The 19,424-nt window shown below is 65.9% G+C and carries 8 protein-coding genes, 3 tRNA genes and 1 pseudogene; 4 read left to right on the forward strand and 8 right to left on the reverse strand.

Features of this window, described 5'->3' with window-relative positions; all coding sequences use genetic code 11:
* Positions 1 to 96: 96 nt before the first annotated feature.
* Together ACSP50_RS44930 and ACSP50_RS42780 are read right to left on the reverse strand one after the other, a co-directional pair.
* The gene (locus tag ACSP50_RS44930) at positions 97 to 6,759 is read right to left on the reverse strand and encodes an RHS repeat-associated core domain-containing protein (RefSeq protein ID WP_155123710.1); all 6,663 of its coding nucleotides are present in this window, start codon (positions 6,757 to 6,759) and stop codon (positions 97 to 99) included.
* Positions 6,756 to 6,983 (reverse strand): hypothetical protein, encoded by a 228-nt coding sequence (locus ACSP50_RS42780; RefSeq protein WP_155123711.1) that lies wholly within the window; start codon positions 6,981 to 6,983, stop codon positions 6,756 to 6,758. Before ACSP50_RS42780 ends, ACSP50_RS44930 begins: the two co-directional genes overlap by 4 nt.
* Before the next feature lie 298 nt (positions 6,984 to 7,281).
* On the opposite strand from ACSP50_RS42780, the gene ACSP50_RS34160 reads away from it, so the two are divergent.
* From ACSP50_RS34160 to ACSP50_RS34175, 4 genes and pseudogenes are all read left to right on the forward strand, one after another.
* Positions 7,282 to 11,907: an FG-GAP-like repeat-containing protein gene (locus ACSP50_RS34160; RefSeq protein WP_043512746.1), complete on the forward strand. Its 4,626-nt coding sequence runs from the start codon at positions 7,282 to 7,284 to the stop codon at positions 11,905 to 11,907.
* A 165-nt stretch (positions 11,908 to 12,072) separates the two neighbouring features.
* Positions 12,073 to 13,521, forward strand: coding sequence for an Ig-like domain-containing protein (locus tag ACSP50_RS34165; RefSeq protein WP_014693887.1), 1,449 nt, complete (start codon positions 12,073 to 12,075; stop codon positions 13,519 to 13,521).
* A 67-nt stretch (positions 13,522 to 13,588) separates the two neighbouring features.
* Positions 13,589 to 13,900, forward strand: a pseudogene (locus ACSP50_RS34170) (integrase); the annotation flags it as partial.
* A gap of 509 nt (positions 13,901 to 14,409) precedes the next feature.
* Positions 14,410 to 15,528, forward strand: coding sequence for an IS630 family transposase (locus ACSP50_RS34175; RefSeq protein ID WP_014693889.1), 1,119 nt, complete (start codon positions 14,410 to 14,412; stop codon positions 15,526 to 15,528).
* 136 nt (positions 15,529 to 15,664) lie between these two features.
* Here ACSP50_RS34175 and ACSP50_RS34180 read toward each other — a convergent pair.
* The 6 genes from ACSP50_RS34180 to ACSP50_RS34205 all read right to left on the reverse strand — a co-directional run bounded on the left by ACSP50_RS34180 (position 15,665) and on the right by ACSP50_RS34205 (position 19,317).
* Positions 15,665 to 15,739: transfer RNA gene (locus ACSP50_RS34180), tRNA-Val, on the reverse strand.
* Positions 15,740 to 15,757: 18 nt separating this feature from the next.
* Positions 15,758 to 15,828: transfer RNA gene (locus tag ACSP50_RS34185), tRNA-Cys, on the reverse strand.
* 38 nt (positions 15,829 to 15,866) lie between these two features.
* Positions 15,867 to 15,939 (reverse strand) — tRNA-Gly (locus ACSP50_RS34190).
* Positions 15,940 to 16,055: 116 nt separating this feature from the next.
* Complete coding sequence (legP, locus tag ACSP50_RS42785; RefSeq protein WP_014693890.1) at positions 16,056 to 17,921, reverse strand: Dot/Icm T4SS effector Zinc-dependent metalloprotease LegP; 1,866 nt, start codon at positions 17,919 to 17,921, stop codon at positions 16,056 to 16,058.
* Positions 17,922 to 17,951: 30 nt separating this feature from the next.
* The gene (locus ACSP50_RS34200; protein ID WP_155123712.1) at positions 17,952 to 18,326 is read right to left on the reverse strand and encodes a hypothetical protein; all 375 of its coding nucleotides are present in this window, start codon (positions 18,324 to 18,326) and stop codon (positions 17,952 to 17,954) included.
* 229 nt (positions 18,327 to 18,555) lie between these two features.
* Positions 18,556 to 19,317 carry a hypothetical protein gene (locus tag ACSP50_RS34205; RefSeq protein WP_014693892.1) on the reverse strand — a complete coding sequence of 254 codons (762 nt, stop codon included), beginning with the start codon at positions 19,315 to 19,317 and terminating at the stop codon, positions 18,556 to 18,558.
* Between the last annotated feature and the right edge of the window lie 107 nt (positions 19,318 to 19,424).

The following is a 19,424-nucleotide window of genomic DNA, read 5'->3' on the forward strand; positions in this document are numbered from 1 at the left end:
GGTTGGGCTCTCTGCGGCAAGTTCGCAGAGAGCCCAGGAGCCCAAGAAAGCAATATCGCTAATTAATATTGGACGCGCAGTGCACGGGCGAGGCTCTCACCTGTCGTTGCCTGCCGCCATTTCTCCTGCAAGGCGGAACATCTCTCCCTGCGTAAGGGGAGCGTTGGCGTAGCCCACATAGGCAGCACCTTCATAATCCCTATAGGCTTCATGCTCTCTTTGGGATCGACTTGTATGATTACTCATCTCCCCAGCGGTAGTAATTTCTACGACCGCTCCGCTCTTGTGAAACAAATCGGGACCCCAGGATTCTTTATATACCCACTCGCCAGGGAACCTCTTCATCAGTTTCGCTGCGACCGCCTTATGTAGAGCGCGACCGTACAACATGCGGAACCTGTAGAACTTGCCGTTATTCATCGACCTTAGCAGGCCAGCCCGCTCCTCAGGGTTGAGATGGTTTTCCATGACCTGTTTCGGGTCTTCGTCTAGGACCTCTGTAGTGGCTTGTGCAACATCATTGGCGGCTTTCCATTTTGAATACGGGCCGTCAACCTTAGTTTCGCCTGGGTTTGCGATAAAAACCTGATCCCTCGCCATGGCACTGAGAATGTCGTAGCACCTACTCGGGTATTTCAGGCACGCCTCGGACTCGATGTCCTCTAGGGCATATTCATGTAGCGCCTCGGGCAGATCGTCGATCGTTGCCACTTGATACTTTTTGGCTATCTTAGCTCTGATCTTTTCTAGACCGTTTGCCGTCTTTTCATCAAGTGAAGCCGTCGACTTCTTTCCGCCACTGCCGCCACTGCTGCCACTGCCGTTGCTGCCGCCTGTGTTAAAACCGCTAGTTCCCCAAGCCGGAGCGCCGCTTATCTGCCACCCAGGGATCCGCTCATCCGGCGGGACCTGAAGACCGGACGGATCGCTGAAAGCTACGGGATTGCTCTCCGCGTAGGCATACCCGTTCCATGACTGCTGATCGTCTGGATTAAAAAGCGGATCAACGCTGATGAAACGACCGGTAGCCGGGTCATAATTCCGGGCCCCAATTTGGATGAGTCCCGTGCTGTTGTTGACAGGCTTGTTAAGGAAGCCGCGGTTGTCGGGGTACGCGCCGCCCGCTCCTCGGGTTGCACCGTCCGGGGTGTATTGCCGCCACGTCGGCGCGGACATGGTGGAGTTCAGGTACAGCGTGGGTGTGCCGTTGTGGTCGGCGAGGGCGAAGCTGTAGGTGCTGCCGGTGCGGATGCAGCTGCCGCCGCCAGGCAGCGTGTAATACCGGGTCGCGGTGAGGGCTTTGGTGCTGGTGTTGAGGGCGATCTGTTCGCCGGGCAGGTACAGGGTGGTCTGGCCGGGGTCTTTCTGCAGGAGTAGGCCGCCGTCGGCGTCGTAGACGAAGTTGGTGTTGCCCGCGGTGCTGCCGGTGATGGCGGTGAGCCGTCCGGCGTCATCCCACGTCAGGCTCTGGTTGCCCTTGCCCGCGGCCCGGGTCGCCATGTTGCCGGCGGTGTCATAGGTGTAAGCGGTGTTGACCGTGGTGGTGCCGGTGGTGGCCGCGGTGGAGGTCAGGGTGTGGGGCTGGTTTTTGGCGTTGCCGTTGTAGGTGAAGTTGGTGACGGTGTCGTTGCCGCTGCCGATGGCGTGCTGAGTCTGGGTGGTGCGGTCACCGAGGTCGTTGAAGGTCCAGGTGGTCCAGTAGGCGCTGGAGGCGCCGAGGGCGTCGCCGACCGTGGCTTTGCTGGTACTGGTGGGTTCGGCCGCGCAGCTGTCCGTGGCGGTCCAGGCGGCGCGCAGGCGGCGGAAACCGTCAACGCGGTAGCACTGGGTCTCGGAGGTGGCGGTGCTCCCTTGCCGGGTTTCGACGAGTTTGGTGATGTCACCGATCGGGTCGTACGTGTAGTCCGTGGAGTGGACGGTGGCTGGGGTGCCGGTTTGGCGGCTAACGGTCTGGTTGGTGAGCCGGCCAGTGTGCGCGTCCCAGTTGTTGACGACGTAGCCGTAGGTGGGTGAGGAACCGATGGATTCCTGCTGGACCCGGCTCCAGGCGTCGAACACGGTGATCTTGCCGTAGGCGTTCGTGCCGACGCTGCTGGTCAGAAGGTCATAAGGGGTCGAGTAGCCGTAGGTGACGATTTCCTGGGCCAGGCCGCCGGCGGCTGGGTAGACGTCACGCAGAGGTAGGCCGGTGGTCGTGGTGTAGGCCTTGTTGAAGGTGTAGCTGCCGGCAAGCGTGCCCTCAGCAGTCGGGATGGTGACGGTGACGCCCTTGGATGTGCCGAAGATGGTGAAGCCAAGTTGCTGGGTTTTGTAGGCGTCGTGGTTGGCACCCCAGTAGGCGGTACTCGAGGTGAGCTGGCCGATCGGGTTGGTCATGCCGGTGACGGCGTTGTCGGAGTTGTCGTACACCCAATCGGCGAGCTTGTTCGCGGCGGCTTGGGCTGCGACGGTGGCCGCGTACACGCCGGTTTTGCGGTTGGCCTTGTCGTAGGTGTACGAGATGGTCTTGCCGCGCGAGTCGGTGGCCTGGGTGAGGTTGCCGTTGCCGTCGTAGGTCATGCCGGTTGACGTGCCTGCGTCCGGGTCGGTTTTGCCGGTGACCTGGCCGAGTAGGTTGTAGCTGGTCGTCCAGGTGTTGCCGGCGGTGTCCTTGATGCTGTTCTGCAGGCCTTGGTCGTTGTATCCGAACGTTGAGGAGATCTTCGTGCCGCCGGTAAAGGTGTAGTCACCGGTGAAGGTGTTGCTCGGCGTGGTCAGGGTTGGGACCGTCTTGTAGGTGTCGGTTTTGACCGTGCGTCCGAGCGGATCGGTGTAGCTGGTGCTGACGGTGCCGCCGGTGGCCGGGAAGACGGTGGTGGCGTCGCCGGCGTAGACCGTGGTGGTCGTTTCGCCGGTCTGTACGACGTTGTCTTTGGCCTGTTCCTGTTTCACGGCGCGGCCGAGGCCGTCGTAGGTGAACAGGGTTTGGGTGGCTACCTGCTTACCGAGGTTCGCGGCAGAGACCAGGTTGGTGTCGGGGGTGGTGGTGTCGTCCCACCAGTTGTTGTAGACCGCTTTGGTCCAGCCGCGGCTGTCGTAGAAGGTGTCGGTGACCAGCCGGCCGCCGCGCGGGGTTCCCTGCTGGGTTTGCCGGGGGCGCAGCATGCCGTCGTAGATCAGCGTGGACAGCTGGTACTGCGAGACGTCGTTCAGGATCTGTGTGGTCGCCGACGAGATTCCGGTCTGCGACAGGGTGTAACTGAATAGCCGGTTTGCTGGCAGATCGGTGGTGCGAGAGTTGAGCCACACTGCTTTGGAACGGCCCAGCGCGTCGTACCAAAGGGTGGTGACGACGTTATTTGCGTCGGTGATTGTCAATGGCAGAGAACGCCGCGTGTCCAGGGTGGTGGTGGCCACGGTCTGATTCAGGGCGTTGGTAGTAGTGGTGCTGGTAATGAGGCCGACGGCGTTGGTGGTGTATACATTTGTAGTTTTGTTGCCGTTACCGTCATACGCAGCGATAGTGCGGCCGTAGCTGTCGTACTCGGTCTTGTTAGTCGTCTTGTATGTATAGCCAGTGCTGTTCCAGCCGTTAGCGTGCTGCTCCATGGTGCGCGTGCCGCGAGTCGGAGCGACGGCCTGCGGGAAGGTGGTTGAGAAGGTGGGGTCGTCGTAGAAATACCGCTCGTCGGAAACCACCTGTGCGGGGCGGGTGACGCTGTCCGGGGCGGTAAGGCGGTTAAGGGTGCCGGGCGCTGAAGACGGGCTGCCGGCGGTGTAGCCGCCGCACGCCCTAGACACGACCTCGGTTTCAGCGATTAGACCGGCAATGTTCTTGGTCTTGTTGACCGGAGCGTAGGTGTTCGTAGTACAGGTATCGTACTGCGCATCAACCGGCACCGTGTGGGAGTAGGTTTGTCTCAGCGAACCGAAGGTAAGGCTTGCGATGTCGGCATCGTATGAGTTATCGGTCTGGGTGTACCGGTATGTCGGCGTCCCACCGCTGGCGATTCGCTGACGGCTAAACGTTTCGGCTTTTGAGACCCAGTTCGCGGTCAGCGCAGAAAGGCCAGTCCGGGTCCGGGTCGCGGTAGCGTCAGAAACCCAATACGAAGATATTTCTGACGATTCGACGGGGCCGCCATCGCCACGATAAATGGTGGACTCGAGCGTGGTACCGGCCAACTCGTTGAGATCTTCATGGCTTCCGCCCTGGGAATCAGTTAATGGCAGAGGCGTGGTGTTATTGTTCTTGCTCATACCGCGGTAATAGGTGACCTCAGACAGCGTCTGCTTGTCGTTCGTGAGGTCACCGGTGCGGGTTTGCACCTTGCCGTAACCGCGGAACTGGCCGTAAGTGCGATATTTGGCCTCGACAAGCTCGTTATCGTCGTAGTGCCAGGCGGCACCACCCAGGTAGCTGTAGCTGGTGACCTGAGCAGCGGCGCTGCCGGTCGGATCACTCTGGGTGATCTTGGTGACGACGTATTTGTTGAACCAGTCGGTGATCGGATCGACGTAGCTTGGCGGGGTCCAGCGCACCGGGTAGCACGACGACGTATTCGAGGACGGGGTGATCGTTACCGGGGCGGTGCATGCGTTGGTGCGGCTGTAGTCGGCGGTGATGATCGATCCGGCCTCGGTGGTGATCTGGCTGATGCGCTGCCGGTAGAACGCCGGGAGGCCGTCGGAGACAGTGTCGACCCGGTTCTGCAGCTTGATGCTGTCGAATTTGACGGCGGGCACGGTGATCGCCGAGGAGTTCGGCTGGGCGCTGGTGTCGTTACCGGTGTGGGTGATCGAGTTCAGCCACAGCGTCGGGGAGGTGCTGTCGCCGGTAGCCGGCATGGTGTGCGCCAGCGTCCAGGTGTCGACCGCCTCGTACTTCGAGGTGGCGGTCGAGTACTGCTGGGTGACGACCGAAGCGAGCCGCACGGTGGAGAAGAAGGATGGGCTCCAGACGTTGCAGGTGCCGGTCGAGGTGCAGATCAGGTCGTAAGGGACGTCGGGCCAGTTGGCCTTGTTCGTGGAGTTCAACGGCTGACAGGTGCCGGATACGCAGCGGTCGCCGGTGTTGAACACGACCTGGTTAGGTGCGGTGCCGTAGGCATTGCCGTCGGTGAAGCCGTAGTCGATGTGGTCGACGTAGCTGTCGCGCACGTACGAGGTCTTGGTGGCGCCCTGGTAGCGGGCGTAGGTGTTGGTGTCCTGGTGGTAGTAGTACGCCATCGCGTTGCCGTGTGCGTCGGTGGCGTAGTCGAGGTTCCAGCGGAACGCCATCGTGCACCAGGACTGGTCGAAGGTGGCGTTGTAGCAGGGGTCGCCGGAGTGTGCGGCGTAGACTGGGACGGTGTCGACGGAGTTGGTGCGCGGCTTGCCGGAGGTCCAGCTAGGTAGCTGGTTACGGCCGAACTGGAACACGGCACCGTTGCGCATGGTGACGGTCCAGTAGGAGGTGTCGTAGCTGCCGGAGCCGTTGTTGGACCCGGTGACCTTGGTGATCACCTCACCGTTGTCGTCCTCGGACTTCCAGACCTTCTTGGTAGCGTCCCAGACCAGCGACGACGAGTTACCGTTGAGCGACATCGTCAAAACCGGACCGTTGTAGCACCTATCATCAATTTTCTTCGGCGCCGCGCTGCCCTCCGGGTCGTCGGCGCAGGAGACAAAGCTCTGCTCGATGAACGACTGCGGCGTCGCCCAGCCGTCACCGGCCCAGTCCGCCTGCGCCTGCGTGGAGACGGTCTCGCCGTCTACCGAGGACGAGTTGTAGCCCAGCGCCACTTCGGGAGCCATGCCGGTCGCGGCGGGCGGCACCTTGAACGCGTAGTTATAGGTGAAGGCGCCGGTGCTGCTCCCGGCCGACCAGGTGCCGGTCGGGGACAGGCTGGTCGCGGCGTAAGAGCCACCGGCCGAGCCGCCGTCGCCGCCGGTGGCCGCGGTCGCGGCGAATACAGCGGCGCGCTGCGTGGTCGCGGCTTTCTGTGGGGCCAGGGAGCGGGTGCTGGCGCCGGGAGCGGCCTGCGGTGTCGCCGGAGTGGCAGGCAGATCGACTACGGCGGACACGCTCTGCGATGCCGTGTCGTTGGCCGAGCCGAGGTCGGCGGGCTTGCGGCACGCCGCCACCTGCGGGGTGGTCAGCGCACAGGCGGGCAGCTGGACCAGGTGCAGCCGTGATCCGTAGTTGCCGCCGAAGGCCTGGGCGAAGCCGGCGTAGTCGACGCCGAGACGGACCTTACCGGCGGTCGGTGCCGCGGCGGTCATGACAACGCCATTGATCCCGAGCTTGGTCGCGGTCTGCTGGTCGAGCACCTGCACGTCGACCGCAGCCGGGGAGGCGGCCGCCATTCGAGTCTTAGCCGCGGCGACGGTCTGCGCCCAAACGGCGCTTCCCGCGGCGTGTGACTTGCCAGCGCCGGAGATCGTGATCGCGGCATGGCCGGCCGGCGGCAGCGTGGTCGCGGTCGGCACGAACTTCTGCTCGGCCGGATCGGGCCGGTGCGGCTGCTTGGCCGGCTTCAGCGCGTAGACACCCTTGACGGCACGTCCGGGCTTGACGTCCGGAGCCGGGTTCGTCTTCGCCGCGGGGGCGGTCGAGGGCGCCGCGACAGCCTGGCCCTGCCCGGAGGCCAGTAGCGTCAGAACAAGTCCGGAGGCGACTGCCGCCATCCGCCGGGAACGGTGTCGGCGGTGCAGATACGCCGAAACCTCGGCCGTCGAATAGGCCGAGGGGGAGCCGCCTGAACGGCGCTTATGCAGACCGGTAAACCGCGAGATCACGGCACGAGATTGTGCCGCAACCCGCCCGCTTGATGATCACGCATGAATAACGATCGGCGGAATAAATCTGCGAGCGTGGCGTCGATTGGCGCAGACAGGCAGACACGAGCCGCAAGTGCAGAGATCCGCCAAAGCATACGTAAGCGGCCAACCGGATCATCTCTCAGGTTTTCCTCAGTTTCTCCCCTGAACAGCCATGACGCCGCGGCGAAGAAGTACTTCACGATGATTGCCCGAAGGGCGGATGGACGAGATGGCAACCAGAAACGGGGACTGTTTCGGTAGTGAATACGGACGAAATGGTCGCCCGGTGTGAGCTATTCAACACTGGAATTTGCTGTGGCCTGATCGATCCGTTCGTCGGCTTCTCCTCATATGCGAGCTGCGTTTACAGTTCGGCAGGCCTGTGACGGGTCGCGTTGCCGACGGCGGCGAGATAAGACACCTTTTAGTTGCGAGGAAGAAATCTTCAACATGCGTGTGCTGAATTCACGCCCGCGGTGGCTCGCCGCGGTCACTGGGATGGCGACGCTCGTCGCCACCTCGATGTCGTCGCCTGCGGTCGCGGCGACACCCGACGGTGACGTCGGCTACGTCGGTAACGTCAGCAAGACGACATCCAGCCTGCTGACTACCGACCAAGCTCTCGCGCAAGCGCGGAAGACCGGTACGAAGGTCGAGGTCACCGCTGCCACCACGGCGACCGACCTGCTCACCGCGAATCCTGATGGCACCCTGACCATGACCCGGACGGCCGCACCGATCCGCCAGCGCGTCGGTGGCCAGTGGAAGAATCTCGACGCGACGCTGACCGCCAACCCCGACGGCAGCCTGAGCCCCGCCGTGTCGACGAGCCCGGTCGTGCTCTCCGGCGGTGGCACCAGCCCGCTCGCGAAGCTTTCCGGAGCCGGCCTCGGGTTCGATCTCAGCGTTCCCATGACGCTGCCTAAGCCTACTGTCGCTGGTGACACCGCCACCTACGCCGACGTCCTGCCCGGCGTCAATCTCCAGGCGACGGCGTCGGTGTACGGCGGGTTCTCTGAGGTGTTCGTCGTCCGTGACGCCGCTGCCGCCGCGAATCCGGCGCTGAAAAAGCTCGTCCTGGCCGCCCATCCGAGCGGTATCACGCTGGCCAGCGACGCCGCCAACAACGTCGCCGGCAAGGACGCGGCCGGACGCACCGTGCTGTCGGCTCCCACACCGCTGATGTGGGACTCCACCACGACAGCCGCGACGACCACCACCCAGCGCTCGGCGGTCACGCCGAGCACCACCAGCCGCAACGCCGGGGCGGCCCGGGCGGCGTCCAGCCCGGACGGACCCGGAGCTGCCGCCAACGTGGCGCCGCTGCCGACCACGGCCACGAGCACCGGCATCACGCTGACGCCGGGCAGCATGCTGCAGGACAGCACCACGCACTACCCGCTCTACATCGATCCGGACTTCCAGTGGACGCCGGCCAGCCCGACCTTGTCGGGTTGGGCGACCGTCGCCAAATCCCATGCGGACAGCAACTATTGGAAGGCCACCCCGGACCGCCAGGGCTTCTTGCAGGTGGGGTACTCCGGCGACACCATCGTCTCCCGTACGCTGCTGAACTTCGCGCTGCCCTCGGTGCTCAAAGGCGCGACGATCAACTCGGCAGAGCTCAACATGTCGAACAACTACTCGTACTCGTGCGACGCCAGACCGATCAGTCTGTATGCGCCGACCACCAAGCTCACCTCCGGTAACGCCAAGTGGACCTACTGGGATGGCGTCAACCTCGGGGCAGCCGTGCAGACCCAGAGCTTCGCTCACGGGTATGACACCAGCTGTAAGCCAATCACCGTCGGCTTCGATGTCACCAAGACCATCAACGCCGACGTCAACGGGAGCAATCCGCAGACCCTCCAGACGTTCATGCTCAAAGCCGGTGACGAAACCGACAAGTGGGCCTGGAAGAACTTCCTGCTGTCGACCGTGTCGATGACCGTCACCTACAACCACACGCCGGATGTGCCGACGAAGCTGACAAGCAGCCCCAGCACCGCTTGCAACGCAAGCCCGGCTTCGGCGGTGGGTAACGGTCCGCTCAGCCTGTATGCCTACGTGACCGACCCGGACGCGGCGGCGGGCGGCTCGGCTTCGCTGGGCGCCGGCTTCCAGCTGTACAAGACGCAGTACGCGTCCCTGTTCCCCTCCACCGGCGACGGCGACTCGACCAAGCTGGTCGCATCCACCCCGATGAGCTCGACGGCCAGCAACAAGAACAACGCCGTCCTCAACGTTCCTCAGGACACGCTGAGTAAGGCCGCCGATGTCGACGGCGCCAGCAACAAGCTGATCACTCAGTTCTCGTGGCGGGTTCGGGTAACCGACTTCCCTGCCAGCCCGAGCGACACCAGCCACTATTCGAAGTGGTCGGCCCCTTGCACCTTCCGGTACGACCCGACGCGCACTGGCGCGCCCACCGTCGTCCTCGACACCACCGTCACGGACCCCAGCGTCAACACGTTCCCGCCGGTCCAGGGCAAGAACTCCCGGATCCTCATCACGCCCAATAGCAACGGCACCACGCCCAGCGGCTACCTCATCCAGGTCAACGGCGGCGCGCCTTACAAGGTCACCGCGGACGCGACCGGCGCAGGCAGTGCGCAGATCAAGCCGACGCGGTTCTCCAACGTAGTCACCGTGACCAGCTTGTCGCCCGGTGGCAACATCGGTGACACCGGTTCCCTGCCCGTCACCGCCTACGCGGCGACTCCGGCGCAGCCCGATGACTTCAACGGTGACGACATCGCTGACTTGGTCACCGTCGGCGGCACCAACAACCTCCCGCCGGGTCTGTGGCTTGCCGCCGGCAACAACAACGGTCAGGTCATGCCCGTGGCCGCCAACATCGGCGTCTATGGCACCGGCCAGGCAACCGTCCAAACCCCCAAGTCCTACACCGGCACCCAGGTGATCACCGGCCGGTTCACCGGCTACGGCAGCCAAGACGTGATCTCGTACCACACGCAGAAGGACCCCGCGGTAGACCCGGCCACCGGCACCGGCTCCATCCTCACCGGCAGCGGAGACGGCACCCCGATACAACCGTCCGACTCGAATCAGGGCACCATCTCCGGCCTGCAGGAAATCAGCCCGGACGACTTCAGCTCCATCCAAGGCACCGAGCCCAACCAGGTAGCGACGCTCAACACCGTCGCCGCTGACGGCACGGCGAGTCCTTTCGCGAGCCTGCTGGGTACCAGCAAAGCCGCCGACGGCACCTACCACGTGAACTACTTCGAGAACGTCAACGGCACGTTCGGCAACCCAGTCACCCTTGCCGGCCTGCTAAACCCGGCCGGCGGCACCGACTGGAAAGATTGGACCATGGCCGGCACGCTGACCCACGACCCCACGACGGGGCACGACAGCGCCGACATGTTCCTCTGGAACCGCAGCACCGGCGCTCTCGCGCTGTGGCGCAACGTCCAATACGACAACGGGCCCAAGACCCTGACCGCCACGAAGTACACCCTCAACACTGACGTGTCCAAGTGGGCAACCGTCCCGACCAGCCTGCAAGCCGCCGACATCAACCGCGACGGCACCCCCGACCTGTGGGCGTTGGGCACCGGAGCGACCGTCACTTCGTACCTGGTCACCGGCGTGACCAGCACGACCGGCACTACGGGCGCCGTCGCCAACCAGACGCCCCAGACGCTGGTCACCGGTAACCACGCCTGGCTGCTCAACGACCAAAACAGCGGCAACGTCGACGCCGCAACGGCTAAGGACATCGTCGGCGACCTGGACGCATCCGGGGCCACGGCCGGCGCGGCCGGCGCCACCGACGGGGCCACCTGGGACACGAACGACCTGTTCAGCCCCGACGTCGAGCTCAACGGCCCTGACGCGCACACCAAGACGGGCTACCTGACCACCAAGTCGATGCCCGTCCCGACCAACGCCAGCTTCACCCTCAGCGTCTGGGCCAAACCCACCACCGGCGGCACCGTCCTGTCCCAGGACGGCAAGAACACCGCCGCCTACAAACTGTGGGCCGACCCCAGCGACAAATCCTGGCGCTTCGCCATGAGCCAGGGCGACACCACTACCGCAACGTGGGACTCCGCCACTGCCGGCCCCGCCAGCGCACCGTGGAACGCCTGGTCACAGCTCACCGTCACCTACGACGCCACCACCGGCCTAGGAATCCTCTACGTCAACAGCGTCTACATGGCCAGCTTCACCCACACTGTGAAGTGGACCCCGGCAGACTCCAACACCACGCCGATGCCGATGCGCATCGGCGCCCACCGGTCCGGAACCGGCACCGCCACCGCCGGATACTTCGGCGGCAAGGTCGCCTTCGTCCAGACCTGGAACAGGATGTGGAAGTACCCGGTCGCGGGCAACCACGACTTCAACGGTGACGGCCGCAACGACGTCGTGACGGTCGGTTCCGACGGCAAGATGTGGCTTTACGCCAACCGCAGCACCGGCACCTCCACCTTCGCCGCCCCCGTCTCCATCGGCGTCGGCTGGTCGTCCTACCGCTGGGACATCTCCGACTGGGACCTCGACGGCTACGCCGACCTCCTCGGGTACACCACCGATGGCATCCTCTGGTGGTACCCCAACAACCACGCCTCCGGATTCCGCAGCCGCGTCCAACTCGGTGTCGGCTGGAACGGATTCGTCCACTCCACCGGCAACGCGGACGCCAACATGCATCCGGACCACTTCAGCATCAGGACCACGACCGACCCCTCCGGCAAGGACCCCATCGGCACGCTGTACCACTACCCGAACGGCTGCTGCCGGGTGGTCATCGGCCACGGATGGAGCACGTACCGGATGGTCCCCGGCGACCTCAACAACGACAACCGCGACGACCTGGTCGCCGTCGACTCCAGCGGCAACCTGTTCATCTACCCCAACACCGGCAACCCGGGTGACCAGATGTTCACCGCGGGCCGCACGCAGATCGGCACCGGCTGGGGCTCCTTCAGATACGCCGTCATCGACATCAACGTCGACGGCAAACCCGACATCATCGGCGTCGACGCCAACGGCAACGCCTACCTCTTCCCCGGCACCGGCGCCGGCACCCTCGGCACCAAAACCCAGATCGGCAGCGGCTGGACGACCACCGTCGCCACCACCATCGGATAACACCGGCACCAAGTGGCCCGCCCCGCCAAGGGCGGGCCACACCCGCTTGCCTCCCACACCGCAGCACCTCACCACCGGCGACAGAGCAAAACCGGCAGCCAGCCGTGAGCCTCATTTGTTCACGCGCGTAGGGTGCCGCCACCGCACGCTAGACGAGGAAAGACCATGGCACGACTACGCAAAGGCACCATCGCGGTCGTCATCGGCTCACTCAGCCTGACCGCCACCACACCGGCGCACGCCGACGAACCGGTCCCGGACACCACCCCGCCGGTGATCACCTCCACCGGGCTCACCCCGGGACAACTTGTCGGCGCCTACAAGGGCTTCAAGCCGATCGTGTCCGACAACAGCGGCACCACCCAGATGCAGGTGCTGCTCAACGGCAAACTGAGCATGACGATGCCCGTCAACTGGGACGGCCCTATCCGACTCAATGCCAAAGCGCTGCCCACCGACACCGACCTTGACGTCACCCTGCGCGTCAAGGACCCCGCCGGCAACACGACCGATGCCACTACCCGGGTGCACCTGGACTCCAGCCTGCCGACCGCCACCCCTTCGCCCGCCTACGGCACCGCGATGGAGAGCGGACCGGTCACCATCACGCTGACCGACGTCCCGGACGACGTCACGAAGATTGCAATGCACTTCTACAGCACCGGCCAGGACGTCATCCGCACCGAAGGCCCCTGGACCTTCCAGTGGGACGCCAGCGAGCAATCCGAAATCCCGTACTTCATCCTGACCGACCGGGCCGGCAACACCAACAACGTCATCACCGGATACATCGTCGACAACGACCCCCCGGTCATCGAGCACCTCAGCAACTACATCCCGCAGATCACGCTCAAACCCGGCACCACCACAACGATCGGCGCCTACGCCACCCTGACCGCCGTGGTCAACGACAAGTCGAGACTCAGCCGCACCGAATGGTGGGTCAACGGCGTCCTGCGCGCCACCAACCCCGACGAATTCCGGCTGACCCCAGACATGACCACGGGCACGACAGCCACCATCGAACTCCGCGTCTGGGACGGAGCAGGACACCCTGCCAGCGCGATATTCCCGCTCGCGATCGACCGCGTCGGCCCGAGCATCAGCAACATCACCCCCGACGCCATGGCGCTCGTCCGGGGCACTAGCTTCACCACGACCGTCGTCGCCAGCGACCCCAACGGCGTCGCCGACTTCACCGTGTACAGCGGCAGCGACGCCGCCAGCGGAAATTCCCAGCAGCAGGTGCCGACCGGACGCGACGGCCGACTCACCTACACCTGGCAGGCCACCGACCGCTTCGGCAACGAAACCTCCGCCAGCCGCACCGTCGTCGTCGACAACACCAAACCGGCCCTCGCGTTCGGCGCAGCACCCGCCAACGGCGCCAAACTGACCAAGACCGCCACGATCACCGCCACCGCCAGCGACCACAACCGGATCGCCAAGGTGCAAATGTTGGTCAACGGCAAGATCGTTGCCACCGACACCACCCCCGGCTACCGCTTCGTCCTGAACCCGGCCAAGTACGGCAGGACGTTCACCGTGCAGCTACGCGCCTACGACAAAGCCGGCAACGTCTCCCACAGCAGCACCCGCACCTACCACCGCTGACCGCATGCCGCTGACCGGGCGGGCCGCCCCCCGGCCCGTCCCGTCAGCGCAAGCTGCGCCGTCCTACCTGTCGGCGAACAAAACACCGACCATCCGGGCCTGGGCCGCTCGTAACAAGGTCGAGCTGTGCCTGACGCCGACCAGCGCGTCCTGGGCCAACCCGATCGAGGCGCAGTTCGGGCCGCTACGCATGTTCACCATGGCGAACTCGAACCACCCAAACCACACCGTCCTGGCCCGCAAACTGCAGCAATACCTGCGCTGGCGCAACGCCAACGCCCGCCACCCCGACGTCCTGGCCGCGCAACGCCGCGAACGAGCCCGAGCCCGCAGCGAACGCCAACAACGCTGGGGCCGACCCCGAACCAAGGCCGCCTAACGATCAGACCCGGTGAACGTTCGTGGTCAACGCACTAGCTCAGAACAGATCTCCTGCCGGAGCACTAGACTAGAGCTCTTCCCAAGCCCCCATCTCGGCTGGGGGTACACCTCGACAGAAATCGAGCAATACATTCCGAGCATGGTTTAGGTCGAGAACAAAATCTCCGGCAAAGACGGCCATTTCTCCCTGTACCGGCACCTCCACTAGAGATCCCGGCGGGGCGACTCCGTCACCTTCGAGCAGAAGTACGGTTTCGGGGTCGGTAAAAAGGTGAACTACCGCTTGCCCATCCTGGAAGCCCACAGTCAGAAGGGGGAAATCAGATTCCGCAAGCCCAATCTGCAAATACCCCCCGCCGCGAGTTGCCAACATGTCGAAAAGCTCTAGTGCGTTGACCACGAACGTTCACCGGGTCGATGACACGCCGGATCACTTCCACCGGTAACTGCTGGGAACACCTCACTCTCAACGGCGATGACATTCGTCGTGGAGAGTGAGGTAGCGGGTTGGCCGAGCCGGTCAGGGCACGGCGGTTGACGCAAGAAGAAGGCCGCAAGCTGCAACAACTAGTCCGCAGAGGCAAGCACGATTCGGTCCGGGTGCGCCGGGCGTTGATCATCATGGCGTCCGCGTCCGGGACACCCGTCGCAGCAATCGCGAGCCTGATCGCCGGGCATGAGGACACCGTCCGCGACGTGATCCACTCGTTCAACGAGATCGGCTTACGTGCGCTGGACCCTCAGTGGGCGGGAGGCCGTCCCCGCCGGATCAGTGACGACGATGAAGCGTTCATCGTCGCGACGGCCACGGCCCGCCCGAGCACGCTCGGGCGGCCTTTCACCTGCTGGAGCCTGCGCAAACTCGCCGATTTTCTGGCCACCGACGCCGCTCCTGAAGTCATCATCGGCCGGGAACGGCTGCGACAGATCCTGCGCCGTAACCAGGTCAGCTGGCAGCGGACCCGGACCTGGAAGCAGTCGAAGGACCCGGACTTCGACGCCAAACTCGACCGGATCGAGGAAGTCACCACCCGATTCCCGACCCGCAGCTTTGCGTTCGACCAGTTCGGGCCGTTGTCGATCCGCCCCAACCACGGCCGCGGCTGGGCCCCGCGATCGCATCCGGACCGGCTGCCGGCGACCTACCATCGCACGCACGGCATCCGCTACTTCCACGGCTGCTACAGCCTCGGCGACGACCACCTCTGGGGCGTGAACCGGCGACGCAAAGGCGCAGACCACACCCTGTCCGCGCTGAAGTCCATCCGGAAAGCGCGGCCGGACGGCGCGCCGATCTACGTAATCATGGACAACCTGTCGGCGAACAAAACGCCGACCATCCGGGCCTGGGCCGCTCGTAACAAGGTCGAGCTGTGCCTGACGCCGACCAGCGCGTCCTGGGCCAACCCGATCGAGGCGCAGTTCGGGCCGCTGCGCATGTTCACCATGGCGAACTCGAACCACCCGAACCACACCGTCCTGGCCCGCAAACTGCAGCAATACCTGCGCTGGCGCAACGCCAACGCCCGCCACCCCGACGTCCTGGCCGCGCAACGCCGCGAACGAGCCCGAGTCCGCAGCGAACGCCAACAACGCTGGGGCCGACCCCGAGCCAAGGCCGCCTGACGATCAGACCCGGTGAACGTTCGTGGTCAACGCACTAGATGATCTTGCGCTCCCATTCTGCTCCCACAGTAAGGACCACAACAGCAACGGCTCGTTACCGGAAAACCGGTAACGAGCCGTTGACCTGTTAAAACCTTGGTGGGCGATACTGGGATCGAACCAGTGACCTCTTCCGTGTCAAGGAAGCGCGCTCCCGCTGCGCCAATCGCCCGAGCACAAATGCAAAGCGAGGTGGAGACGGGATTTGAACCCGTGTACACGGCTTTGCAGGCCGTTGCCTCGCCTCTCGGCCACTCCACCGAGCAGGCCGTTCGCGAGGAACCGCAACAGCCTCTCCGAGCGGACGACGGGATTCGAACCCGCGACCCTCACCTTGGCAAGGTGATGCGCTACCAGCTGCGCTACGTCCGCGTTGCCGCCCGGTCTCCCCGGCGACGAGAGAAACATTAGCCGACCCCCCGAACCCCCATCGCAGCGGGGTCGGGCCGAGTGGCCGGGGCGGGCCCGGCCACTCGGGAAAGGGCAGCTCAAAGCTGCCAGGTGTGCCAGATACGGCCTTTTTCGCCGAGCCCGAACACTTCGAGCCGGCCGTCGGCGTTGGCGAGCACGGCCAGGTTGGTCAGGTAGTCACTGTCGGTGTAGAGCTCGCGCCAGCCGCCGATCCAGCCGCCGTCGGGCCGCATCTGCCAGGTGTGCCAGATCCGTCCCTGGCTGTTCACCCCGAAGATTTCGAGGCGGCCGTCGGCGTTGCGGGCGGCGCGCAGTACCCGGAGCCGGTCGGTCCGGCTGTACAGCTCGGCCCAGCCGCCGTTCCAGCCGTTGCTCGGAGCGGTCTGCCAGGTGTGCCAGATCCGGCCCTCGGCGTTGATCCCGAAGACCTCCAGCCGCCCGTCCGCGTTGTTGATCACGTCGAGGGAGACGAGCCGGTCCACCGGGCTGTACAGCTCGCTCCAGCCGTTGACCCAGCCACCGTTGGGCCGCACCTGCCAGGTGTGCCAGATCCGGCCCTCGGCGTTGCTCCCGAAGATCTCCAGGCGGCCGTCGGCGTCCCGGGCCGCGCGGAGGGTGTGCAGGCGGTCGACCGGGCTGTACAGCTCGGCCCAGCCACCGTTCCAGCCGTTGTCGGGCGCGGTCTGCCAGGTGTGCCAGATCCGCCCCTCGGCGTTGATCCCGAAGACCTCCAGCCGCCCGTCCGCGTTGTTGATCACGTCGAGGGAGACGAGCCGGTCGTGCGGGCCGTAGAGCTCGGCCCAGCCGCCGGCCCACCCGTTGCCGGGCGCGGTCTGCCAGGTGTGCCAGATCCGGCCGTCCCGGTTCACCCCGAAGAGCTCCAGCCGGCCGTCCCGGTTGCGGGCCGCGCGCAGCTGGGTGAGCCGGTCGACGTCGCTGTACAGCTCGGCCCATCCGCCGGCCCAGCCGCTGCTGGGCCGGGTCTGCCAGGTGTGCCAGATCCGGTCGTCCTCGTTGACGCCGAAGAGTTCCAGCCGGCCGTCGGCGTTGGCGATCACGTCGAGGGAGCTGAGGTGGTCGCTGTCGCTGTACAGTTCGCTCCAGCCGCCGGCCCAGCCTCCTCCCAGGATCGCCGCGTACATCTGGTGGACGGCGGCCACGTCGCTCGCCGACAGTTTCGTCCGCTGGCCGATCTGCACGTTCGCCTGCAGCGGCACGATGGTGTCCTGACCGTTGGCGCTGAACGCGTTCCGCGGGTAATGCATGATCGAGCCGTAGTCGTAGCCCTCGAGGTCGTCGCCGTCGGTGATGTGCTGGTCGAAGTTGTGTTCCAGGCCGGCCTGGATGTTGGCCCAGTTGATCCGGACGAACATGTCGCGGTCCTCGCGGCTCTGCTCGTGCCACAGACCGACCGCGTGCCCGATCTCGTGGATCGCGTTTCCGGCCGTGCAGCCGGCGCCCAGACTGATCGTCTGCATGCCGTTGCCCTGCATGCCGACGAACGACCAGCAGCCGCCCTGCTCGCTGAACCGGACGTAGTTCGGGTACTGCCCGGCGTTGGCCGCGGTCCGCGCCACGAACCGGATCCGGGTGTTCGCCTCCCAGTGGGCGATCGCGTCGGTCACCCGCCGCTGGTCCGGCAGGGCCGGGTCGATCTCGTACGGGATCAGCGCGTTCGGCCACCGGAACCGGGTGCCGCTGATCGCCACCGCGGAGGCGATGTCGCCGGCCACGGCCTGCTCGCGCGCGTCCGCGAGCTGCCGTTCCAGTTGTTCCACGGTGCCGAGGGCGATGTCCCCCTCGAAGATCGCCAGCCCGTCGATCCGGCTGAACACCACCGGCCGGGGACGGAACGTGACCCCGGAGATCATCGCGGTGCCGCGTTCGCCACCGCGGAACTCGCCCTGGTTACGCCATGGACCCGGCGTCTCCACCTGTGTCATCGCGTACTCCTTCGCCTCATTGCGAATCTGTCAGGTGACGCGACTCATCGGCACGTCGAGGCCGGCCGGGAAGGCGGCGACCGGATACACCCGGGTCGACACGTAGTCACCGGCGGTCACCCCGCCCGACCCGGTGACGTCGACGTGGAACCGCAGCGTGCACCGTCCGGCCGCAGCGGCCGGCACCCTGATCTCGAACGGCACGCCGTCGCGGCCCGGCAACGCCACGGCCTCCTGCACCGCCTCGGCGATCACCACCGCGGGCGCGTCGGCCCGCCCGGCGTCCTCGGCCCGGGTCACCACCCGCGCGGCCCGCACCGGCCGCTCCCCGGCCGGCAGCAGGATCCGCCCCCGCACCACGAACTCACCGCCCACACCGACCACCCCCGACACTGTTCGCGTCACCGTCCAGCCTGGTCCGCTCCCCGCCCGGGGCCACTCCCCCGTCCTCGATCCGACACGCCCGCTCCGGATCCGCTGCCCCCTCCCGGCCGCGCTCCACTTCCCGAGCCGATTGCGGCGGTACGTCGGCAAGCTCCGGCCGCCGCGCGCCGATTCCGCCCGGGTCCGGGCATGCGACGAGGCGCACCCGGAAGGGGCACGCCTCGCGCCGTGTCACCGATGACGGTCCGGGTCAGGTGCCGGTGCCGGTGGTGCCGCCCTGCCCGGTCCGCCCTTGCTGAGTGGTCCCGTTCTGCGCGGTCCCACCCTGCCCGGCGCCGCCCTGCCCAATGCCGCCCTGCCCAGCGCCGCCCTGCCCGATGCCGCCCTGCCCGGTGGTCCCGTCCTGGGTGGTGCCGTTCTGGTCCATCCCGCCGAAGCCGCCGCCTCCACCGGGGAACCCACCGCGCCCGCCCGGCCCGCCCTGCTGAGAACTCGCCGGGGTCGACGATCCGCCGACCGCGGACATGATCCCGGCGGTGATGCCGGAGCTGGCCACCGCGGTGGCCAGGACGGCGGCGATCAGGATCGTCTTCGGGCTGCGCGGCTTCCTCCCCGCCACGGCCACCGGCGCCCACGATCCGGGCGGCGGCACGGCGCCCGGCGGGACGGCCTGCGGGCTCATCGGGATCTCGGCGGCCGGAGTCCCGGCGGACACGGGGCCCGTCACCGGCCCGCCAGCGGACGGAGAGCCGGCGGACGAAGTCCCGGCGGACACGGGGCCCGTCGCCGGCCCGCCAGCGGACGGAGAGCCGGCGGACGAAGTCCCGGCGACCTCCAGGATCTGGCCGGTGCGGGTCCATTCCGGGGCGGTCGGCACGGTCTCGGCGGCCGGCCCCGCGGCTGCCGGAGCGGCGGCCCCGGACCATGGGTCGCGGGCCGGGAGGGTGGTCACCGCACCGGCCGGGAAGAGGTTCGGCGCGGTGGGAAGGTCGGCTTCTTCGTTGCTGCTCATTGCGGCGACTCCTTGGGCTCGTCCGATGAGGAGATCGTCGCCGGCCTGGATGTGAGCGGGCTGTCCGTCCTGTAGGCGGTCCCTGTGGCTTCAGGTCCCGGCGCCCG

It is taken from the genome of Actinoplanes sp. SE50/110, from assembly GCF_900119315.1.
Taxonomy (GTDB): domain Bacteria; phylum Actinomycetota; class Actinomycetes; order Mycobacteriales; family Micromonosporaceae; genus Actinoplanes.

Coding starts and splice junctions, on each gene's coding strand:
- ACSP50_RS34160 (WP_043512746.1), top strand. CDS start 7,282: ATGGCGACGCTCGTCGCCACCTCGATGTCGTCGCCTGCGGTCGCGGCG.
- ACSP50_RS34165 (WP_014693887.1), top strand. CDS start 12,073: ATGGCACGACTACGCAAAGGCACCATCGCGGTCGTCATCGGCTCACTC.
- legP (WP_014693890.1), bottom strand. CDS start 17,921: ATGACACAGGTGGAGACGCCGGGTCCATGGCGTAACCAGGGCGAGTTC.
- ACSP50_RS34205 (WP_014693892.1), bottom strand. CDS start 19,317: ATGAGCAGCAACGAAGAAGCCGACCTTCCCACCGCGCCGAACCTCTTC.